Source organism: Kribbella sp. NBC_00382, from assembly GCF_036067295.1.
In the GTDB taxonomy this organism is placed as follows: domain Bacteria; phylum Actinomycetota; class Actinomycetes; order Propionibacteriales; family Kribbellaceae; genus Kribbella.
In genome coordinates this window covers 612,361-631,392 of record NZ_CP107954.1, presented here as the reverse complement: position 1 = coordinate 631,392, position 19,032 = coordinate 612,361, and the positions used below count along the sequence as shown (strand labels likewise).

Annotated in this window: 19 protein-coding genes; 10 read left to right on the top strand and 9 right to left on the bottom strand. The window is 67.9% G+C overall.

Translation table 11 applies throughout. From position 1 onward, the window contains the following. The first annotated feature begins 111 nt into the window (after positions 1–111). Positions 112–873 carry a class I SAM-dependent methyltransferase gene (locus tag OHA70_RS03125; protein ID WP_328328282.1) on the top strand — a complete coding sequence of 254 codons (762 nt, stop codon included), beginning with the start codon at positions 112–114 and terminating at the stop codon, positions 871–873. Positions 874–931: 58 nt separating this feature from the next. On the opposite strand, the gene OHA70_RS03120 is transcribed toward OHA70_RS03125, so the two are convergent. From OHA70_RS03120 to yczR, 3 genes are all read right to left on the bottom strand, one after another. Further along, entirely contained in the window at positions 932–1,306 is a 375-nt protein-coding gene (locus tag OHA70_RS03120; protein WP_328328280.1) for a YciI family protein, read from the bottom strand. A 223-nt stretch (positions 1,307–1,529) separates the two neighbouring features. Continuing rightward, positions 1,530–2,174, bottom strand: a complete 645-nt coding sequence (gene msrA / locus OHA70_RS03115) for a peptide-methionine (S)-S-oxide reductase MsrA (protein WP_328328278.1) — start codon at positions 2,172–2,174, stop codon at positions 1,530–1,532. Positions 2,175–2,261: 87 nt separating this feature from the next. Then, positions 2,262–3,701, bottom strand: a complete 1,440-nt coding sequence (gene yczR / locus OHA70_RS03110; protein ID WP_328328276.1) for a MocR-like transcription factor YczR — start codon at positions 3,699–3,701, stop codon at positions 2,262–2,264. Between the two features lie 62 nt (positions 3,702–3,763). Here yczR and yczE point away from each other — a divergent pair, with 62 nt between their 5' ends. Both yczE and OHA70_RS03100 read left to right on the top strand, forming a co-directional pair. After that, entirely contained in the window at positions 3,764–4,453 is a 690-nt protein-coding gene (gene yczE / locus OHA70_RS03105) for a membrane protein YczE (protein ID WP_328328274.1), read from the top strand. A gap of 56 nt (positions 4,454–4,509) precedes the next feature. Next, positions 4,510–5,094, top strand: coding sequence for a TetR/AcrR family transcriptional regulator (locus OHA70_RS03100; protein ID WP_328328272.1), 585 nt, complete (start codon positions 4,510–4,512; stop codon positions 5,092–5,094). A 393-nt stretch (positions 5,095–5,487) separates the two neighbouring features. On the opposite strand, the gene OHA70_RS03095 is transcribed toward OHA70_RS03100, so the two are convergent. Together OHA70_RS03095 and OHA70_RS03090 are read right to left on the bottom strand one after the other, a co-directional pair. After that, complete coding sequence (locus OHA70_RS03095; protein ID WP_328328270.1) at positions 5,488–6,693, bottom strand: hypothetical protein; 1,206 nt, start codon at positions 6,691–6,693, stop codon at positions 5,488–5,490. 8 nt (positions 6,694–6,701) lie between these two features. Continuing rightward, the gene (locus OHA70_RS03090) at positions 6,702–7,283 is read right to left on the bottom strand and encodes a hypothetical protein (protein ID WP_328328268.1); all 582 of its coding nucleotides are present in this window, start codon (positions 7,281–7,283) and stop codon (positions 6,702–6,704) included. A gap of 162 nt (positions 7,284–7,445) precedes the next feature. On the opposite strand from OHA70_RS03090, the gene OHA70_RS03085 reads away from it, so the two are divergent. From OHA70_RS03085 to OHA70_RS03075, 3 genes are read left to right on the top strand one after another with little or no spacing between them, the layout of a single operon-like run. Further along, on the top strand, positions 7,446–8,600 hold the full coding sequence (locus OHA70_RS03085; protein ID WP_328328266.1) for a cystathionine gamma-synthase: 1,155 nt from the start codon (positions 7,446–7,448) through the stop codon (positions 8,598–8,600). Then, positions 8,597–9,967, top strand: a complete 1,371-nt coding sequence (locus OHA70_RS03080; protein WP_328328264.1) for a glutamate mutase L — start codon at positions 8,597–8,599, stop codon at positions 9,965–9,967. The genes OHA70_RS03085 and OHA70_RS03080 overlap by 4 nt, the downstream gene beginning before the upstream one ends. A 31-nt stretch (positions 9,968–9,998) precedes the next feature. Continuing rightward, complete coding sequence (locus tag OHA70_RS03075) at positions 9,999–11,348, top strand: AI-2E family transporter (protein ID WP_328328262.1); 1,350 nt, start codon at positions 9,999–10,001, stop codon at positions 11,346–11,348. Positions 11,349–11,513: 165 nt separating this feature from the next. Here the strand turns inward: OHA70_RS03075 and OHA70_RS03070 are convergent, their stop codons facing one another. The 3 genes from OHA70_RS03070 to OHA70_RS03060 all read right to left on the bottom strand — a co-directional run bounded on the left by OHA70_RS03070 (position 11,514) and on the right by OHA70_RS03060 (position 14,209). Further along, complete coding sequence (locus OHA70_RS03070; RefSeq protein ID WP_328328260.1) at positions 11,514–11,987, bottom strand: hemerythrin domain-containing protein; 474 nt, start codon at positions 11,985–11,987, stop codon at positions 11,514–11,516. Between the two features lie 84 nt (positions 11,988–12,071). Next, a complete protein-coding gene (locus tag OHA70_RS03065) occupies positions 12,072–13,673 on the bottom strand; it encodes an MDR family MFS transporter (RefSeq protein WP_328328258.1) in 1,602 nt (533 codons plus the stop codon). Then, complete coding sequence (locus OHA70_RS03060) at positions 13,670–14,209, bottom strand: MarR family winged helix-turn-helix transcriptional regulator (RefSeq protein WP_328328256.1); 540 nt, start codon at positions 14,207–14,209, stop codon at positions 13,670–13,672. Before OHA70_RS03060 ends, OHA70_RS03065 begins: the two co-directional genes overlap by 4 nt. A 151-nt stretch (positions 14,210–14,360) precedes the next feature. On the opposite strand from OHA70_RS03060, the gene OHA70_RS03055 reads away from it, so the two are divergent. Genes OHA70_RS03055 through OHA70_RS03040 form a run of 4 tightly spaced genes read left to right on the top strand, consistent with a single transcriptional unit; the run spans position 14,361 to position 17,702 of the window. Then, positions 14,361–15,113 carry an SDR family oxidoreductase gene (locus OHA70_RS03055; RefSeq protein ID WP_328328254.1) on the top strand — a complete coding sequence of 251 codons (753 nt, stop codon included), beginning with the start codon at positions 14,361–14,363 and terminating at the stop codon, positions 15,111–15,113. Positions 15,114–15,164: 51 nt separating this feature from the next. Next, entirely contained in the window at positions 15,165–16,112 is a 948-nt protein-coding gene (locus OHA70_RS03050) for an ABC transporter ATP-binding protein (protein ID WP_328328252.1), read from the top strand. Between the two features lies 1 nt (position 16,113). Further along, positions 16,114–16,899, top strand: a complete 786-nt coding sequence (locus OHA70_RS03045; RefSeq protein WP_328328250.1) for an ABC transporter permease — start codon at positions 16,114–16,116, stop codon at positions 16,897–16,899. After that, complete coding sequence (locus OHA70_RS03040) at positions 16,899–17,702, top strand: ABC transporter permease (RefSeq protein WP_328328248.1); 804 nt, start codon at positions 16,899–16,901, stop codon at positions 17,700–17,702. The genes OHA70_RS03045 and OHA70_RS03040 overlap by 1 nt, the downstream gene beginning before the upstream one ends. Here the strand turns inward: OHA70_RS03040 and OHA70_RS03035 are convergent. After that, positions 17,695–18,972, bottom strand: coding sequence for an aminoglycoside phosphotransferase family protein (locus tag OHA70_RS03035; RefSeq protein WP_328328246.1), 1,278 nt, complete (start codon positions 18,970–18,972; stop codon positions 17,695–17,697). The genes OHA70_RS03040 and OHA70_RS03035 overlap by 8 nt on opposite strands. Positions 18,973–19,032 lie beyond the last annotated feature (60 nt).

Here is a 19,032-nt window from a genome sequence, read left to right as displayed (position 1 = left end):
CCACACCCCTGAATGTCCACCCCGCCGTCACACGTCTATCCCTGACGGACAGGGGCTCCGGCAGTGGAAAACGACAGGCGCTGGGGTGTGGGGAGGTGCCAGGATGCGGGGATGGTGATGCGGGCGTTGAGTTTTGGGTCGGTGGCAGAGGCGTACGAGCGGTACCGGACCGGGTATCCGGTGGAGCTTCTCGATCTTGTGGTCGCGTACGCCGGTGGGCCGATCGGGACTGCGCTCGAGATCGGCGCCGGGACGGGTAAGGCGACGCGTCTGTTCGTGCAGGGAGGGATCGCGGTCACGGCTACGGAGCCCGACGCGGCGATGCTCGCGGAGCTGCGCAAACACCTGCCGGCAGACGTCACGACCGTGCAGGCCGCGTTTGAGGATCTGCCGCTGGATACGTCGTATGACCTGGTGTATTCGGCGGCCGCGCTGCATTGGACCAACCCCGAAGGCCGCTGGGAGCGCATGGGCGCGCTCGTCCGACCGGGTGGCGTATTCGCTTCGTTCGGAGTACCGATCCAGCTGGCCGACCCGGCACTACAGGCGGCCGCACGCGCAGCACGTGCGCCGTACCTCGATGACGACGGCGTCCCGTCGCCCGACGGCACCCCCGCAGATCGCCCGATGCAATGGCCCGGTACTGAGCTCGAGCAGTCCGAGTGGTTCACCGACGTCCAGCAGTCGGTCATCGACCGCCGCGTGACCATGAGCGCCCACGACTACATCGGCCAACTCTCAACGGTCTCGGCATACGTGCTCCTGCAGCCCGCCGACCGAGCCGAGGTCTTCCGCCGAACCCTCGAGGCCCTCCCCGAAACCGTAGAACTAAACGCCGAAATCCACGTCCACCTAGCCCGCCGCCGCCACTAGCACGACGCGGCGCCCTGACCGCCGGGCCAGTACGGCGTACTGGCCCGGCCAGGGACTTTCAGAAGACGTGGATCGGGCGGAGTTCGATGGTTTCGCCAGGGCCGGCGAAGGTTTGGGCCACGGCGTCGGCGCGTTCCGGGGTGTCGACGTCGATGAGGAAGAAGCCGGCCAGCTGTTCCTTGGCCTCCGAGTACGGGCCATCGGTGACGACCGGGCGGCCGGAGTACCGGTAGAGGCGGGACGCGGCCGGGTCGCCCAGGGCTTCGCCGCCGAGCAGTTCGCCGCTGGCCTGGAGCTCGCCCAAGAGCTTCTCGAAGTCGGAGTTCAGCCGGTCGCGCTCCGCCTTGGGAAGCGCCTGGTGCTCGGCCACCGTGTCGCCGGTCGGGTGACCCCACGGCTGCGGGTTGGAATGGATCAGTACGACGTACTTCATCAGGGTTCCCTAACGTCCGAGCAGCCGCCGATCGGCCCTCTCGAAGCTACATCGGGACCAGCCGACGACTCTCGACATTTCGGTGGGGTGCGGTCCGGGATCCGAGAAAGGGCGAGCGCCACGCGCCGGCCCCACGGGATGCGAGTCAGTTCGCATCGCGTGGGGCCGCGGAGTGCTTCGGGTGGGCTCAAACCTCAGCCGGCGAGGTGAGTCGGGGTGGGTGCTATGCGTCGGCTGGGAACTTGGCGCCGGTGTTGCTGTGGCAGCGGTAGCCGTTCGGGTTCTTGGCCAGGTACTGCTGGTGGTAGGCCTCGGCGTAGTAGTGGGCTCCGAGTGGGGCGATTTCGGTGGTGATGTCGCCGTAGCCGAGGGGCTTGATGACTGGGGCGTAGAGGTCGCGGGTGCGTTCTGCCTCTGCCTTCTGGGCCTCAGTCGTGTAGTAGACGGCGGAGCGGTACTGGGAGCCGAGGTCGTTGCCCTGGCGCATGCCCTGTGTCGGGTCGTGGGTTTCCCAGAAGACCTTCAGCAGGTTCGTGAAGGTGGTCTTGGTCGGGTCGTAGATGACGCGGACGGCCTCGGTCTGGCCGGTGCGGCCGGAGCAGACCTCTTCGTACGTCGGGTTCGGGGTGTAGCCGCCGGCGTAGCCGACCGCGGTCGTGTAGACCCCTGGCTGCTGCCAGAAGATCTCCTCGGTGCCCCAGAAACAGCCGGTACCGAACCAGACCTCCTCGAATCCCTCGGGAGCGGGTGCGGTCTGCGGCGTACCGAGCACGATGTTGTCCGCCGGTACGGCGAAGGTGGGCTCCGGGCGGCCTGGTAGCGCGCGCTCCGGCTCGACCAGGGCTGTGTTGCGGTTGAAGAACGACATCTCACGCCTCTCGCGAAGTGGCTTTCATAGTCTCTCAACGTCGTGCCCGGAGTGAACCTTCCCCCGGCCGATTACGGGGCGTTTACGTCAGGCGATCATCGCGGCGGTACGCCGGAGCGGTGGTCCCGCCGTCAATGACTCGTACGACGCCGCCAAGCGCGACACGGCGTCACGGAGAGTGTCCGGATCCAGTGTGTACGGCAGCCGCAAGAACGACTCCAGCCCGCCATCGGGCGAGAACCGCGACCCGGCCACGAGCAGTACTCCGTTCCGCTGGGCGACCCCCACCAGGCTCGACCCCACCGGCTCGGGCAACTCGCACCACATCGACAACCCGCCGCCGGGCAACGTGAACCGCCAGGACGGCAGCGCAGTACGGAGCGCCGATGCGAGCGTGTCCCGCCGCAGCGCCAACGCGGCCCGCCGCTCCGGTAGTACCGACCTGTACGAACGCAGCAGGCGAGTCACGACCAGCTGCTCAAGTACCGGCGCCCCCAGGTCGAGCGAGGCCCGCGCATCGAGGATGCGGGCGACCAGCGTCTCCGGCACGCGCAGCCAGCCGATCCGCAGGCCGCCCCAGAACGACTTGCTGACCGACCCGAGCGTGATCACACCCTGCGGGTCGAACAACGCGAACGGCGGCGGCATCTCCTGCCCGTCCAGCGGCAGCTCGTACAGGGTCTCGTCGATGATCACGGTTGTCCGAGCGCGTGCAAACGCCCGAGCCAACCGTTGCCGATCCGCGGCGGACATCAACCGCCCGGTCGGATTCTGGAAGTCCACCACCATCCAGGCAGCCCGCGGCGCCGACTGCCGAATCGTTGCCTCTAGCAAGGGAAGGTCCCAGCCCTCGGGGCTCATCGGTACGCCGACCACCCGGCACCCGCTCCGCCGGATGGTGTCCACCGAGTTCGGATGCGTCGGGCTCTCGGTCAGCACCCGGTCACCGATCTGCGTCATCGCCCGGATCGCGATCGCGGTCGCCGCCAGCGCACCGGCCGTGACGATGATCTGGTCCGCCGTCGTCGGCAGTCCGCGGGCCCGGTACGACGCGGCGATCTCCTCCCGCAACTCGGGCAGCCCCTGCGGGTGGTACCCGGGAGTCGCCAGATGCAGCGGTAGGTCCTCGACCGCCTCGGCGACGGCACTGCTGATCCCCGGTACGGACGGCGAGGCCGCGCAGGTGAAGTCGTAGAGCCCGACGGTGTCGATCCACGGCGCGTGATGCCGGCCGAGCTCCGGCTCTACCTTCGACGGCAGGGAGGTCACGCTGCCCGAGCCGCGCCGGCTGTTGAGGTACCCGCGGTCTCGCAGCTCCCGGTACGCCGAGGCGACGGTGGTACGGCTCACACCGAGCGCGTCGGTCAGTTCGCGCTCCGACGGCACCCGCGCGCCGGGCATGATCCGCCCGTCGGCGATCAGGAGCCGCAGCCGCTCGGCCAGGCTCCGGTACGCCGGTCCAGAGTCGTCCGACCAACTGCCGAGTAGTCCGGCGAGCGTGCTTGCGGGAAGCTGTTGCCCTGTCATGCAGTCCACTATTGCCCAAGTGGCTATCGAACACCAGGCCAATCGGCCGCAAACTGGATCGTGTGACCGCCACCTCCGAAGCCCCTGCCACCAAACCAGTCCGTGGCCGCCAACTGGCCGCGCTGAACCCGATCGAGCAACTCAAGGCCGGTCATCTGCCGCGCCGCCTGGTCCAGCTCTACATCGGGCTGCTCCTGTACGGCGGTTCGATGGGCCTGATGGTCCAGGGCAACCTCGGCCTCGACCCGTGGGACGTCCTGCACTCGGGCATCACCAAGCACGTGGATCTGAGCTTCGGTACGGTCGCCATCGCGGTCAGCTTCCTCGTCCTGCTGGCCTGGATCCCGCTGCGGCAGTGGCCTGGTCTCGGCACGATCAGCAACGCCATCGTGATCGGGCTGGCCGTGGATCTGACGCTGGAGCTCGTGGACCGGCCGGACCAGCTCTGGTTGCGGATCGTGTTCATGGTCTCGGGCATCGTGGTGAACGCGTTGGCGGGTGCGCTCTACATCGGCGCCCAGCTCGGCCCCGGCCCGCGCGACGGCATGATGACCGGGCTTGTCCGGCGTACCGGCAAGAGCGTGCGGTTGGTTCGTACGAGCATCGAGGTCACCGTGCTTGCGGTCGGCTGGCTGCTCGGTGGCGTGGTCGGTATCGGGACCATCGCTTATGCGCTGGCGATTGGACCGCTGGTCCACATCCTGCTTCCGCTCTTCACGGTCAAGCTCAAGACCGAAGCAGCGGCGAAGTAAAGCTGCGGATGCCGGACCAGGGGGCCCGGCATCCGCACAGTCAGTAGGCTGGCGATGTGCAGCGCGAGACCGCAGGGCGCGAGAAGAGTCGCGACACCAAGGCCGAGATCCATCGGGCGGCGCTCGAGCTGTTCTCGGCTCAGGGGTACGAGAAGACCAGCCTGCGGGAGATCGCCGAGCAGGTCGGCATCACCAAGGCGTCGCTGTACTACCACTACTCGTCCAAGCAGGATCTGCTGCAGGCGATCATCGGTACGTTCTTCGACGACATCAAACGCGTCTTCGCGCAGGTTGGCGAGCAGCCGTGGTCGGTCGAGCGCGAGGTGGAGCTGCTCTCGGCGTACCTGGACGTGGTGATCAAGCACCGCTCGACTGGCCCGACGGTACTGCGCGACATCACCGCCGTACTGGCCGCCTTCGACGACCAACTCGACGACCTGATCGCCCAGAGCCGAGCCTTCCAACTGTGGCTGGCCGGGCCCGACCCGACACCGACCGACCGCGTACTGGCCGCCGCGGCCGTAGAGGTAGTCGGCGCAGTCCTGTCGGCCGGCCTCGACGCCGCCGAGCTCTCCGACGAGGAACTAAAAACCATCCTCCTCGACGCCGCAGGCGCAGTACTCTCCCGCAAAACCAACTAATCCCACCTCCCGACCGAGATCACCCGGGTCGGCGCATAGGCCCCACCCCGACTCACTCGTCGCGCTGACGAATTGCCCCCGCCCGAACCACTTGAGGGTCCGTCGCCAGTGCTACCGAGCCCGCGTGGCGCTGGCGGGCTGGCGCCATACGCACTCACACCGGGCCAGCGTGTTACCACCACCCCGTGGCCCACATTGCTGGTCAGCGTCTTAATTCCACCCGAACACCTCCGATGCAGCGCACTTAAGCAGCCGGCTCGTATTGCGTGGCTACGCGAGCCGCTCGTTGGCCAAGGCGATGCGCGTCCCGTACGCGTGTGCGCTGCACCCCAGTGGTTCGGGTGGGCGCAATGCTTCAGGCCGCCAGACGAGTACGGGTGGGGGATTGGACGGTTAGCGTTCTTGGCCTTCGGGTTTGTGGTGTTTGCCGTGGGTGGGGGTTGCCTCGCCTTGGCCGGTGGATTGTTGGGCGGGTGGCTTTGTGGCTACGGCGCCGGCGGCGGGGGCCATGGCGGGGTCTAGTTGGCCGTTGAAGGAGCCGGTGTGGGGTTGGTTTGTTGCTGCCTCGGCTGCTTGCTGGGTTTGGGGGGTTGGGGTTGTCGTGCTGGTTGGTGCGCTCTGGCCGGTTACGGCGCCGTTGGCGGGGGCTAGGCCGTCGAAGGCGGCGGAGGCTTCGGGGGCGCGGTGGCGGCCGGTGCCGGGTTCGGGGGCCTGGGGAGCGGCTTCCGGCGATGGCATGGGCATGGTGTTGTTGAGGCCGGCGTGGACTGCCTTGGCTTGGGCGGCCTTGTCGGCGGCGACATCGGGAGTCCGCGGCCCGGCGGCCTGCGCGGTCTGCGCGGCAGCGGCAGCGGCAGGGGCGACGGTGGGAGCGGCGGCCGGGGCGTTGCGGCCGATGGGGTTTTGGCGGCGTTCGTTGTAGTCGGCGCGGAACTTCTCGGCCTTGGCGATCGCGCCGTTCGCGCCATCGCGAACGGCGTTCTTCCACCGGGAGGCAGTGTTCACCGCGTTCGCCACCCGTTGGCCCGCGGATTGGCGGGGTGGTTGTGCGGCCACCGCGGCTGCGGAGATGCGTGCCTGGGTGTGGTGGTGTTGCGCTGCCTGGTTGATGCCGGCGCGCAGCGGGGCGTCCAGTTGGGCGATGGAGAGGTTGGCCAGGTCCTGCTTGCTGACGCGGGAGTGGCCGATGCCTTGCCGGACGGCTGGGTCGATCCGTTTCACCTCGCTCTTGGCCTGGGCGTACGCCATCTCGAGTGTCTGCCGGCCGCTGCGGATGTCTTTGCGGTTCTGGTTCCAGTTCGAGAGTTGCTTGAAAGGGTTGCGGGTCCGCTGCGACGCGGGAGTGGTCGCCTGGACCTGCGCGGCCGCTTGGGCGTTGAGCTGGTTGGCGAAGCGCTCGTGGTTCGAGCCGTACAGGCCGTTGATGTTGGCGTGCGCCAGGTGCTTGAGGTCCAGACTGTTCATCTTGGAGCGACCGACGGCGGCCAGCACGGCCGGGTCCATCCGCTTGACGTCCCGTTGTGCCTGGGCGTACGCGGCCTTGAGCGTCCGAGTGCCTCGCCGGGTCATCCGGCGCGGGGACGGGTTCGAGAGGCTCATCGGATCTCCTAGTCGATGTAGACGGCGTAGTTGACCCCGACAGCCGTCGTCAGAGGATCGCTACTCGGCCTGGTGCTGTACAGCCGGTACTGCGCCCCGGGGCGAACCCAGACCGCAAGATGCCGACGGCCCGCACCCGCGCCCGGTTCCCACTCGTCGTCGAACCCGTCGGCGCTGTCGTCGTTCACGTAGTCGGGCACACCCCAGTGCTGCGTCGCCAGCGCGAGGTGCTCCGGCCAGTGCTCGTCCAGCCCGGCCTCGGCCGCGGCCAGGTCGTCAGGACCGATGTCGTACGCCGACCAGCCGCTGTCCGGACAGTCCGAGAAGGCCAGCCCGGCGAAGACGATCATCGTGATCCCGCGGCCGGTGGTGAAACCCCAGGAGACCATCTCGGCGTCGATGACCTCGCCCGGCTCGAGCGGCCAGGGCTTCCAGGTGGTCGAGGCCATCACCCGGTGGACGAGCGCGCGGACCACTGCCTCGCCCGACTCGTCGTCGTCGGGTCCGGCGATCGGGGTCCAGTCGGTGATCTCGGCGAGGTCGGCCATCGCCAGGCTGTCCTCGTCCAGCGACCTGTCCTGCGTCTTCATCCGGCGGATTCCTTCCGTACGTCGTCGGCCACGGAAACTCTAGGCCCAACCCAGGGGCACCACGCAGAGTTATCCACAGCCACGCCACAGCCACGCCACAGCCCTGTCTCGCGGCTGGGACTGGATTCCGGCCCGGATGGGACCAGGCCGTACGCTGGTCCGGTGAACTCTGAACACTCCTACGGCTTCGAGACGCTTGCGATCCACGCCGGAAACGAGCCCGACCCGACCACCGGCGCGGTGGTACCGCCGATCTACGCGACCAGCACCTACAAGCAGGACGGTGTCGGCGGGCTGCGCAACGGTTACGAGTACTCCCGGTCGGCCAACCCGACCCGGACGGCTCTGGAGGAGTGTCTGGCCGCGATCGAGGCCGGTACCCGTGGGTTCGCCTTCGCGAGCGGGCTGGCGGCCGAGGACACCCTGATCCGGTCGCTGTGCGTGCCCGGCGACCACGTGGTCTTCCCCGACGACGCGTACGGCGGCACCTTCCGGCTGTTCTCCAAGGTGCTCGGCGCCTGGGGTGTCGAGATGACCCCGGCGGCGGTGACGCACCCGGAGGCGATCCGGGCCGCGATCCGCCCGGGCAAGACCAAGGTGGTCTGGCTGGAGACGCCGACCAACCCGCTGCTGAACGTCGCCGACATCGCGATCGTCGCGCAGATCGCGCACGACGCGGGCGCCATCCTGGTCGTCGACAACACGTTCGCTTCGCCGTACCTGCAGCAGCCGCTGGAGCTCGGTGCCGATGTGGTGGTGCACTCGACCACGAAGTACATGGGCGGGCACTCCGACGTAATCGGCGGTGCGCTGATCGTCCGCGACGCCGAGCTGGCCGACAAGATCGCCTTCCACCAGAACGCGATCGGCGCCGTCGCGAGCCCGTTCGACTCCTTCCTCGTCCTGCGTGGCATCAAGACGCTCGGCGTCCGGATGGACCGGCACAGCGACAACGCGGAGAAGGTCGTCGACTTCCTGCAGCGGCACCAGGGCGTCACCTCGGTGCTCTACCCGGGCGTCGACGGCCACCCCGGCCACGAGACCGCCGCCAAGCAGATGAAGCGGTTCGGCGGCATCGTGTCGTTCCGGGTCACCGGTGGCGAGCAGCACGCGCTGGACATCTGCAACAAGGCTGAGGTCTTCACTCTGGGCGAGTCGCTCGGCGGGGTCGAGTCGCTGATCGAGCACCCGGGCAAGATGACGCACGCCTCGGTCGCCGGTACGCCGCTGGAGGTGCCGGCCGACCTGATCCGGCTCAGCGTCGGCATCGAGACGATCGACGACCTGCTGCAGGACCTCGACCGCGCGATGTCATGAGCCTATGGGTGGCGGTCGACTTCGGGTCGACCTTCACCAAGGCGATCGCGGTGGACGCCGGCTCGGGTGACCTGGTCGCCCGGGCCGAACACCGCACCACCGTCGACAGCGACGTGATGGACGGCTGGCACGCCTGCCGTACTGCGTTGCTCGCGGCGGACTCAGGTGTCGCCGAGGCGGAGGTGCTGGCCTGTTCGAGTGCCGGCGGCGGTCTGCGGATCGGTGTCGTCGGCAACGAAGAGCTGGTGACCGCGGAAGCGGGCCGGCGGGTCGCGTTGTCGAGCGGCGGCCGAGTGGTTGCCGTGGTCAACGGCGGGCTGACGGCAACTTCCCTCAAGGCGCTCAGGGCCGAACGCCCGGACGTGGTGCTGCTGCTCGGTGGTACCGATGGTGGCAACTCGGCGGTGATCACCAATGCGGCTGCCGTGCTGGCGAAGTACAAGTGGCGTCGTCCCGTAGTTGCTGCTGGCAACATTGAGGCGCAGCCGCAGATCCGTGAGTTGTTGTCTGCGGCAAACGTTCCGCATGTGATCGCGGACAATGTCGTACCGGAGATCGGGGTGTTCGCGCCGGACAGTGCGCGGGCGGCGATCCGGGAGATGTTCCTGGCGCACGTGATCGGTGGCAAGAACCTGTCGCGCGACCCGGGCTTCGCCAGGATGGTCCGGGCGGCGACGCCGGATGTCGTACTCCGCGGAGTCGAGGTCCTCGCCACCTTGCACGGGGATGTCGCCGTCGTCGACATCGGTGGGGCGACGACCGATGTGCACTCGGTCATCGAGCTCGACCCGGAGGACGCGAACCTCGGGCGTGAGGTGGTCGCGACACATCCCGTGACCCGGACGGTCGAAGGCGATCTGGGGATGCGCTGGAGCGCAGTACCGGTCGTTGGTGCTGGTGTGGAGGCGGGGTTGCTCGAGGCCGGTACTGTGCTCGAGGCGGCCGCTGTGCGTCGGCATGAGGACCCGTCGTTCTTGCCGGGTGATGCGACCGAGGCGTCGTACGACGAGACGCTGGCTCGAGTGGCGGCGACCGTGGCGCTCCGGCGGCATGCAGGGCGGCAGCGGGTGGTGTTCGGGCCGGGTGGCCGGGTGATCGAGCGGTCCGGGAAGGATCTGCGCGAGGTCGACCTGCTGGTCGGGTCCGGGGGAGTGCTGCGGCACAACGGGCCGGAGGTCGCCAGCCGCATTCTCGGCGGTATCTCGCTAGGCGCTCAGGAAGAGGGTTGGCTGGTGCCGGTCGCCGCGCGCACCTGCGTGGACTCTGACTACGTGCTGGCGGGTGTGGGACTGCTCGCAGAGCTCGATCCGAAGGCGGCCGAAGGACTGGCCGCTCATATTCATGGAACCGCCGAAGCCGGGCACTAGTCTCAGTGAGACTTGAGACCCCGGAGGTGTCATGAGCAAGCCGGACGAGCCGGTAGGACGGGACGACTCGGCCGAGGTGCCCGCAGGCAGTGCAAGCAGGGTCGACCGACCGGATGACGACGCCCGCGGAGCGGGCGTACCCGACGTCTGGCGGGACGAGGAGAGCCCGGTAGCCGACAACGCGGCAGCCGAGCAGGTCAGCGACACGGTCGTCTCCGTACCCGACGACCAGCATCTGCTCGCGGCGTCCAGCAAGGGGACGGTCGACCTCGGGGTCACCCCTGGGATGCAGATCGCGAGCGCCTGGGCGTGGCGTTTCCTGGTGATCGTCGCGGCCGTCCTGGTGATCGCGTACGGGATGCGGTACCTGTCCGAGGTCGTCGTACCGGTGACGGTCGGCATCTTGCTGACCGCCCTGCTGGTGCCGATCACGAACGCGCTGCAGAAGATCAAACTTGCCCGCGGACCCGCGGCCGGGATCACCGTGATCGGGACCATCGCGCTCGTCGCCGGGCTGCTGACTCTGGTCGGGACGCAGATCGCCAACCAGTTCGACCAGTTGTCGGGCCAGGTCGGCGAGGGCTGGCAGAAGCTGCGGGATCTGCTCCGGCTCAACTTCGGGCTGACCGAGAAGGACATCACCGACTCGCTGAACAAGCTCCGCGGCACCGTGATGAACGGTGGCGGGATCGGTCAGCGGGCGGCCGAGGTCGGGACGACCGCGACGCATGTCGTGGCCGGCCTGTTCATCGCGCTGTTCTGCCTGTTCTTCTTCCTGTACCAGGGCCCGCAGATCTGGGCCTGGGTGGTGCGGTTGTTCCCGCGGCACGCGCGTGAGAAGGCGGACTCGTCCGGCCGCAAGGCGTGGGTCTCGCTGACCGCGTTCGTCCGGGCGACCATCATCGTGGCCGCGGTCGACGCGATCGGTATCTCGCTCGGGGCCGCGATCCTCGGGCTGCCGCTGGTCAGCGCGATCGGGATCCTGGTCTTCGTCGGTGCGTTCGTACCGGTGGTTGGTGCGCTGGTCAGCGGCATCGTCGCCGTCCTGGTCGCGCTGGTCGCCAAGGGACCGATCGTGGCGATCATCATGCTCGGCGTGGTGATCGGCGTACAGCAACTGGAAGCCCACGTGCTCCAGCCGTTCCTGCTCGGCCGCGCGGTCAACGTCCACCCGCTGGCAGTCATCCTCGCGATCGCCACCGGCGTGATCGTGGCCGGCATCGTCGGCGCCCTGCTCGCCGTACCGACGGCCGCGGTCCTCAGCACCATCGTCAACCACCTGGCCGGCAACGACGTGGACCCGGAACCACCTCGCCCGATCCCACGGCCGATCCCCCGCCGCCGCCCGCCAACCCCCAAGGCAGAACAACCAACAACCTGACCCCGGTACGCCGGGACGCCCCGCCCGGCGCCCGGTGCGCCTGCGTCCTGCGAGGGGGTCAGCGGCCTAGGTCGTTGGGGTTGCGGGACTGTTCGTAGGGGGTGTGGCGGCGGTCCAGGCGCCCCGGTCTGCCGCAGCCCGATTCGGTACTCCGGAACGCCGCCGTCAGCTCGATGCGGTACGCCGGAAGGGCAGCGCGAGTCGTTCCCGATCGAGGGCGTCCACGTCGCTCAACGCGTTGAATGCGTCGAGGAGTTTCCGCTCCTCGTAGGTGAAGTGTGTCTCCAGCAATGCCGCCACTGTGGCGAGCTCCTGCGCCTGCGCGGCGGGCTCGAGTTGATCAAGGACCTCGATCCGGCGGAGCGCGCTAGCGACGAGGTAATGGTCGCGCTTGAGCTCAGCCAGTACCGGCCGCAGCTCGGGATAATGCTCGCCGATCACCAGGAACGCGCCGTCGTCCTCACCCGTGTGATGGCTGGTGACGGCCTGGCAGAAGCTCAGGCAATGCGCGCGCAGGTCGAGCCCACCGACGCTGACCGGCTCACCCGCCTCGACCTGGTCGCGGAGGTCGTCGAGCAATTCCCGCAGATACACATGGAACTGAATCAATTGATTGCCGAAGGCCTCAAGTCGTGACATCGGAACCGAGCCTACTGCCGAAGAACCACAGAAAAACAGCCGCTCCCGGGAAGTCCCGGGAGCGGCTGTTCTGTTGGTTGGTGCTTAGTGCATCGCGGCGGCGGCTGAGGCCTCGAGGTTTTCTTCCTCGGGCTTCGGGGCGCCGTCGGTGCGGCCGGCCAGACGCTGCTCCGGGGTGATGATCGCGATCACCAGGGCGATCGCCAGGAAGGGCAGCGAGACCAGGAACACGTCGTCCATCGCGCTGACCAGGCCGTTCAGGGCCCAGCCCTTCATCGGCTCCTTCAGGGCGTGCAGTACCGGCACGCTGTTGGCGGCCTTCGACAGCGGCTCGACCATGTTCTGGGCGGCGGCCGGGACGATGTCCTCCAGGTGCACCTTCAGGCGGCTGGTCAGTACCGCGCCGTAGACGGCCGTACCGATCGCTCCACCCATCGAGCGGAAGAAGGTCATCGTCGAGGTCGCGGTCCCCATGTGCTGCCGGGGAACGCTGTTCTGTGCCGCGGTGACGGTGATCTGCATCGACAGGCCCAGCCCGGCGCCCATCACGAACATGAAGATCGCCAGGTGCCAGTACGGGGTGTTCATGCCGATCGTGGACAGCATCACCATCGCTGCGCCGACCAGGATCGCCGAGATGATCGGGTAGATCTTGTACCGGCCGGTCTTGCTCATCAGCTGGCCGCTCGGGATCGAGGCGGAGAAGATACCGACGATCATCGGCAGCAGCGCCAGACCCGAGCGGGTTGGGGACAGATCCTTGACGGCCTGCAGGTACAGCGGCAGGAAGATCAGCGCGCCGAACATCGCGAAGCCGAGCAGGAACGCGAACCCGGCGTAGCCGGAGAAGATGCGGCCCTTGAACAGGTCCATCGGAATGATCGGCTCGGAGACCCGCAGCTCGACCAGGACGAAGGCGACGGCCAGCACGACCGCGCCGATCAGCAGGGCCAGCGTGGTGCCGTTGCCCCAGCCGTTGCTCGGACCGGACCAGGAGACGGCCAGCAGCAGCGCGGTCACCGCACCGGTCACGATCGAGGCACCGAGGTAGTCGATCTTGTGGCTGCGCTTCACGTGCGGCAGCTTGAGGACGGCGGCCACGACGCCCAGGGCGACCAGGCCGATCGGCAGGTTGATCCAGAAGATCCAGCGCCAGCCGGGACCGTCGGTGAGGACGCCGCCGAGCAGCGGGCCGGCCACCGAGGACAGGCCGAAGACGGCGCCGAAGTACCCCATGTACTTACCGCGCTCGCGCGGCGGGATCACGTCGCCGATGGTGGCGAAGGCCAGTGACATCAGGCCACCGGCGCCCAGACCCTGGACGGCCCGGAAGCCGATCAGCATCTCGATGTTCTGCGACATCGCCGACAGGACCGAGCCGGCGAGGAAGGTGACGATCGCCGCGATGAACAGCGGGCGGCGGCCGTACAGGTCGGAGATCTTGCCCCACAGCGGAGTGGAGGCGGTCGAGGTCAGCAGGTAGGCCGTGACGACCCAGGACAGCTTGTCCAGGCTGTTGAACTCGCTGACGATCTGCGGCAGCGCGGTGCCGACGATGCTCTGGTCCAGTGCGGCCAGGAACATGCCGGCCATCAGGCCGCCGAGGATCACCAGGATCTGCTTGTGGGACAGATAGCTGGGTGTGTTGGAATCAGGCGCCGCGACTGCGGGCTCCGTCGTGCTCATGCGTTGTTCTCCACGTTCTCTGCAGTTTGGTGCGCGGCGGCCGCTTCTAGAGCCCACCCCTTGTCGGCCCATGCTTTGCCGGCATCGCGCTCGTCGACGAGGTTGATCACCCCGTCGGCAAATCTGGTCATCAACTTCTCGAAGGTCTCGATGTCCTGCTCGGACCAGCCGTCCATCGCCTGGGAGAGCAGTCCCATCCGGCGCTTGGCGGCGGCTTCCCATTCCGCCGTACCCTGCTCCGTCAGCTCGACCCGGAAAGCACGCCCGTCGTCCGGGTCGGGGGAGCGGCGCAGTAGCCCCGCCTGCTCGAGCGCCCGGACGTGCCGGCTGGCCGTGGAGGCGTCGATCTCCATCTTGGCGGCCAGGTCGGACAGCCGCAGTGCCCCGTTGCACCGCAGCACGAACAGCGCCAGGTGCGCGCTGTGGTCGATCGTGTCGCCGGGCTGCTTGCTCTTCAGCCGGCGGCCGATCCGGGTGAAAGCGTGCAGGACGCCCTCCACCGGCGTCTGCGGCACCCATCCCTCATTTACATGCATGGTGCAAGCATATACATACTTGCGTGATGCACGCAAATGAGTTTCCGGATCTCTTGACGATGTCGCAAGTTGTCAACTTCTCGTCATCGGCCGGTCACACAGAGGTAACCAGCGAGAATGGGGGCATCGGGCGAGCAGGGTGGAGGACGGCATGCAGCAGGTGGCGGTGGTGACCGGCGGGGGTTCGGGGCTCGGGCGGGAGATGGCGCTGGCACTCGCGGCGGCGGGCTTCCAGGTCACGGTGACCGGCCGGACCGAGGCGAAGCTTCAGGAGACGGCTGACGCCGCGGTGACTGCCGTCGGCCCGGCTGGCGTGGGGGAGGTGCGGACCGCAGTACTGGATGTGACGGATGGTGCTGAAGTCAGCGCGTTCTTCGGGAGCCTGGAGCGGCTCGACCTGTTGGTGAACAACGCGGGGACCGGGGCGCCGGCGGCCGCAGTACAGGATGTGACGGAGGAGGACTGGCGGCGGGTGGTCGACACCAATCTGACCGGGTCGTTCCTGTGTGCGCAGGCCGCGTTCGCGCTGATGTTGCGGCAGAAGCCGTCGGGTGGGCGGATCATCAACAACGGGTCGATCTCGGCGCACGTACCGCGGCCGCAGGCGATCGCGTACACGGCATCGAAGCACGCGATCAGCGGGTTGACGAAGGCGCTGGAGCTGGAGGGCCGCCCGCACGGCATCACCTGCGGCCAGATCGACATCGGCAACGCGGCCACCTCGATGACCGCGAAGATGGGCGCCGGCGTCCTGCAGCCCAACGGCTCGATCGAGGTCGAGCCCACCTTCGACCCCAAGGTCGTCGCCGACTTCGTGGTCAAGATCGCCCAGCTCCCGACCGACGTCGCCGTCCCGACCCTGATGGTGATGGCCGCCGGCATGCCGTACGCCGGCCGCGGATAGCGCGCCCAAAGCGACAAGAGGATTGTCGGCGGGCCGGTTTAGGGTCGTGGGGTGGAGGAACAGCGGGAGTCGTTGGTGCGGGCGCGGGGGTTGCGGAAGTCGTATGCGGACTTCGAGGCCGTCGCGGGGATCGACCTGGACGTGTGGAAAGGGGAGGCCTTCGGCTTCCTCGGGCCGAACGGGGCGGGCAAGTCGTCGACGATGCGGATGATCGGCGCGGTCTCTCCGGTCAGTGGCGGTGAGCTGCGCATCCTCGGGATGGATCCGGGCACGGACGGACCGGCGATCCGGGCCCGGCTGGGCGTCTGCCCACAGGACGACACCCTCGACGTCGAGCTCTCCGTCCACGAGAACCTGACGGTCTACGGCCGGTACTTCGGATTGAGCCGGGCCGAGTGCCGGGAGCGGGCCGACGAATTGCTCGAGTTCGTGGCGCTGACCGAGAAGGCCAAGGTCAAGGTCGACGAACTGTCGGGCGGGATGAAGCGGCGGCTGACGATCGCCCGCTCGCTGGTGAGCAAGCCCGACCTGCTGCTGCTCGACGAGCCGACGACAGGGCTCGACCCGCAGGCGCGCCATCTGCTCTGGGACAAGCTGTTCCGGCTCAAGCAGGACGGTGTCACGCTCATCATCACCACCCACTACATGGACGAGGCTGAGCAGCTGTGCGACCGGCTGGTCGTGATGGACGCGGGCAAGATCGCGGCTGAGGGGTCGCCGGCCGAGTTGATCCGGGACTACTCGACTCGCGAGGTGACCGAGCTCCGGTTCGGGCCCGAGGTGATGATCGCGGATCACGACGCGCTGGCCGGCAAGGTGGAGGACCTCGCGCAGCGGATCGAAGTACTGCCTGATCGGTTGTTGCTCTACACCGATGACGGGGAGCGTGCGGTCGCGGCCGTGCATGAGCGCGGGTTGCAGCCGGCTGCGGTGCTGGTGCGCAGGTCGACGCTGGAGGACGTGTTCCTGCGGCTCACCGGCCGGACGTTGGTCGACTGACATGGCCGTGCTCGCGGTGGAGAACGGCCGTCGCCAGTTCGACTACTGGCTGACGGTCTACAAACGCACCTGGAAGGGCAGCCTGGTCAGCAGCTTCCTGCTGCCGCTGCTCTACCTGGCCGCGATGGGGATCGGGCTCGGCTCGTTCGTCGACGACAACGGGACGGGGGCACTCGGCGGGGTCAGCTACCTGCAGTTCATCGCACCCGGTCTGCTCGCCGCGACCGCGTTGCAGATCGCCGTGGCTGAGTCGACCTACCCGGTAATGGGTGGGATCAAATGGCACAAGACGTACTTCTCGATGATCTCGACGCCACTCCGGCCTGCCGATGTGATGTACGGGCAGTTGGCGTTCATCGCCTTCCGGGTGGTCACGACGTGCGCGGTGTTCGTCGCCGTCATCGCCGCCTTCGGTGGATTGAAGACGGCCTGGGGTGTGCTCGGGCTGCCGGTCGCGCTACTTGTCGGGCTGGCGGTCTCGGCGCCGGTTTGCGCGTACGCGGCGACGCTCGACAACGACTCGGGCTTCGCGATGGTCTTCCGATTCGGGGTCATCCCGGCGTTCTTGTTCTCGGGTGCGTTCTTCCCGGTCTCCCAGCTGCCGAACTGGATCGAGTGGCTCGCGTACCTGAGTCCGCTGTGGCACGGCGTCGAGCTGTCGCGTGACCTCAGCCTCGGCACGGTCGAGCTGCTGCCAGCGCTCGGCAACCTCGCCTACCTCTCGGCGTGGTTCGTCGTCGGCACCTGGCTCGCCGTGCGCGCCCTGACCCGGAGGTTGATCAGCTGATGGCCACCTTGACCGCCCGAGTCATCCCGCTGCCGATCAAGCCCGGTAACGGCCGCACGCTGGTCGAGCGGAACTTCCTTGTCTACCGGCGATCCTGGATCGTCTTCGTCTCCGGCTTCTTCGAGCCGGTCTTCTACCTGCTCTCGATCGGCATCGGCGTCGCCCAGCTGGTCGGCGACTTCACCCTCGCCGACGGCACCAAGATCGGGTACGCCGCGTTCGTCGCGCCGGCCATGCTGGCGAGTTCGGCGATGAACGGTGCGATCTTCGATTCGACGTACAACATCTTCTTCCGGATGAAGTACGCGCGGCTGTACGACTCGATGCTCGCGACGCCGCTGCGACCGTGGGATGTCGCGACCGGCGAGGTGACCTGGGCGTTGCTGCGGGGCGCCTGCTACTCGGCGATGTTCATCCTGGTGATGCTCGTGCTCGGGCTGATCCAATCGTGGTGGGCGTTGCTCGCGCTGCCGGTGGCGGTGCTGCTCGGTTATGCGTTCGCCGGTGCTGGGATGGCGCTGACGACCTTTATGCGGAGCTGGCAGGACTTCGAGTTCGTCCAGTTGGCGACGATGCCGATGTTCCTGTTCTCGGCGACCTTCTACCCGGTCGAGACCTACCCGGGCTACATCCGCTGGCTCGTCGAGATCACCCCGCTGTACCAAGGTGTCGCACTGGAACGCGCCCTCACGACAGGCGCGGTCAGCTGGACCCTGCTCATCAACGCGTTGTACCTCGCGGTGATGGGAACAGCCGGTATGTACGTTGCCTCCCGCCGCCTCGGGAAACTGCTGCTCAAGTAACCAGTCTGCGCAGCCAGAAGGTGGCACCACGGACCATGGACTCGGCGGTCAGCCTCGACACGTGGTCGGACAGATGCAGCGACGTCATCACCTGGTGGAGCGCGCCCAGCTCTTCTGCCAGCTCGAGTGCGCGGCGAAGTGCGGCCGGCGACGCGTACGCCTCCCACTCGGCCAGGTAGGCGTCCTTCACGCGGGGATCGGTAGAGATCGGCGACCGCTTCTCGACGAAGGTGACCAGGTCGAGGAACGGGTGCGCCACCGCCGCGTCGGTCCAGTCGAAGGCGAGCACGGTGCCCTCGCGGACGGCGAGATTGCGCGGATGCAGATCGCCGTGCAGGAGCGTCTCCGGGATCCCGATCGCCGCCAGCTCGTTGATTGCCTCACGCAACTGATCGGCGCGGCGCGGAAGCTTCGCGCGCTCGGCCGGCTCCAGCTGCTCGGTCGCCGGGTTCGGCCCGAAGAGCCGGTCGAGCTCGCGTTCCAGCACGGTCAGCCGGCGATCGACACAGCTGAACGACAGCAACCGCTCCGGCTCATCCGCGAAGCCGCGCTGCAGCCGCGCGTGGCCCCGCAACGAGTCCATCCACAAGGAGACGTCGGTCTCGGCAGCCAGTGCCGGACCGAGATCGGGCAGCAGCATCCAGGCCCGCTCCTGGTCGATCGCCAACGGCGCCGGTACTTCGCCGGGCCGGGCCTCGGACAGTTTCTGGAGCAGCAGTGGCTCATGCGCGAACAGCAGCGGCAACGCATCGGCCCGAGCCGGCCGAACCGTACTCGAATGGGCCAGCGCCTTGAAGTACACGTCGCCCTTGCTGGTCGGGCAGCGCAGCACGTTCGACAACCCCCACGACCGCACCTGATCCGGTACGCCGGTCCGCGGGGTGCCCGCCGCCGCGAGCCGCTCGTCGATCCACGGCAGCGCCTCGGCGTACCAGCCGGGTCTGGTCCAGGCCGGCGTCACGGGAGCGTCAGCGGGTAAGGCAAGGTGTTCGCGCGCCGCCTCGACCAAAGGGTGGTCGAAGGCCGGGACGAATCGAGCGTCGGGAGGAAGCGCTCCGATGCTCAGCATCAGATAGGACGTCGCGCCCGGCTGGCTGTCGAGACAGGTCAGAACGCACGCCTCGATCCCCAGTTGTTCGCGCAACGCCCGGACCGGGGCCTCGACATCGAAGAACCAGAACTCATCGGCAACCGATACTTCGGGAAGCCCGGACGGCAGCACCAGCAGGGATTCGTCGTCCGGATGCACCACTACGGCCGTGACTCTCACAGCACCTCCTGTCACCGGCCGCAGCGTAGCTGGCGGGTGGTGAACAACCCACTGATTTAC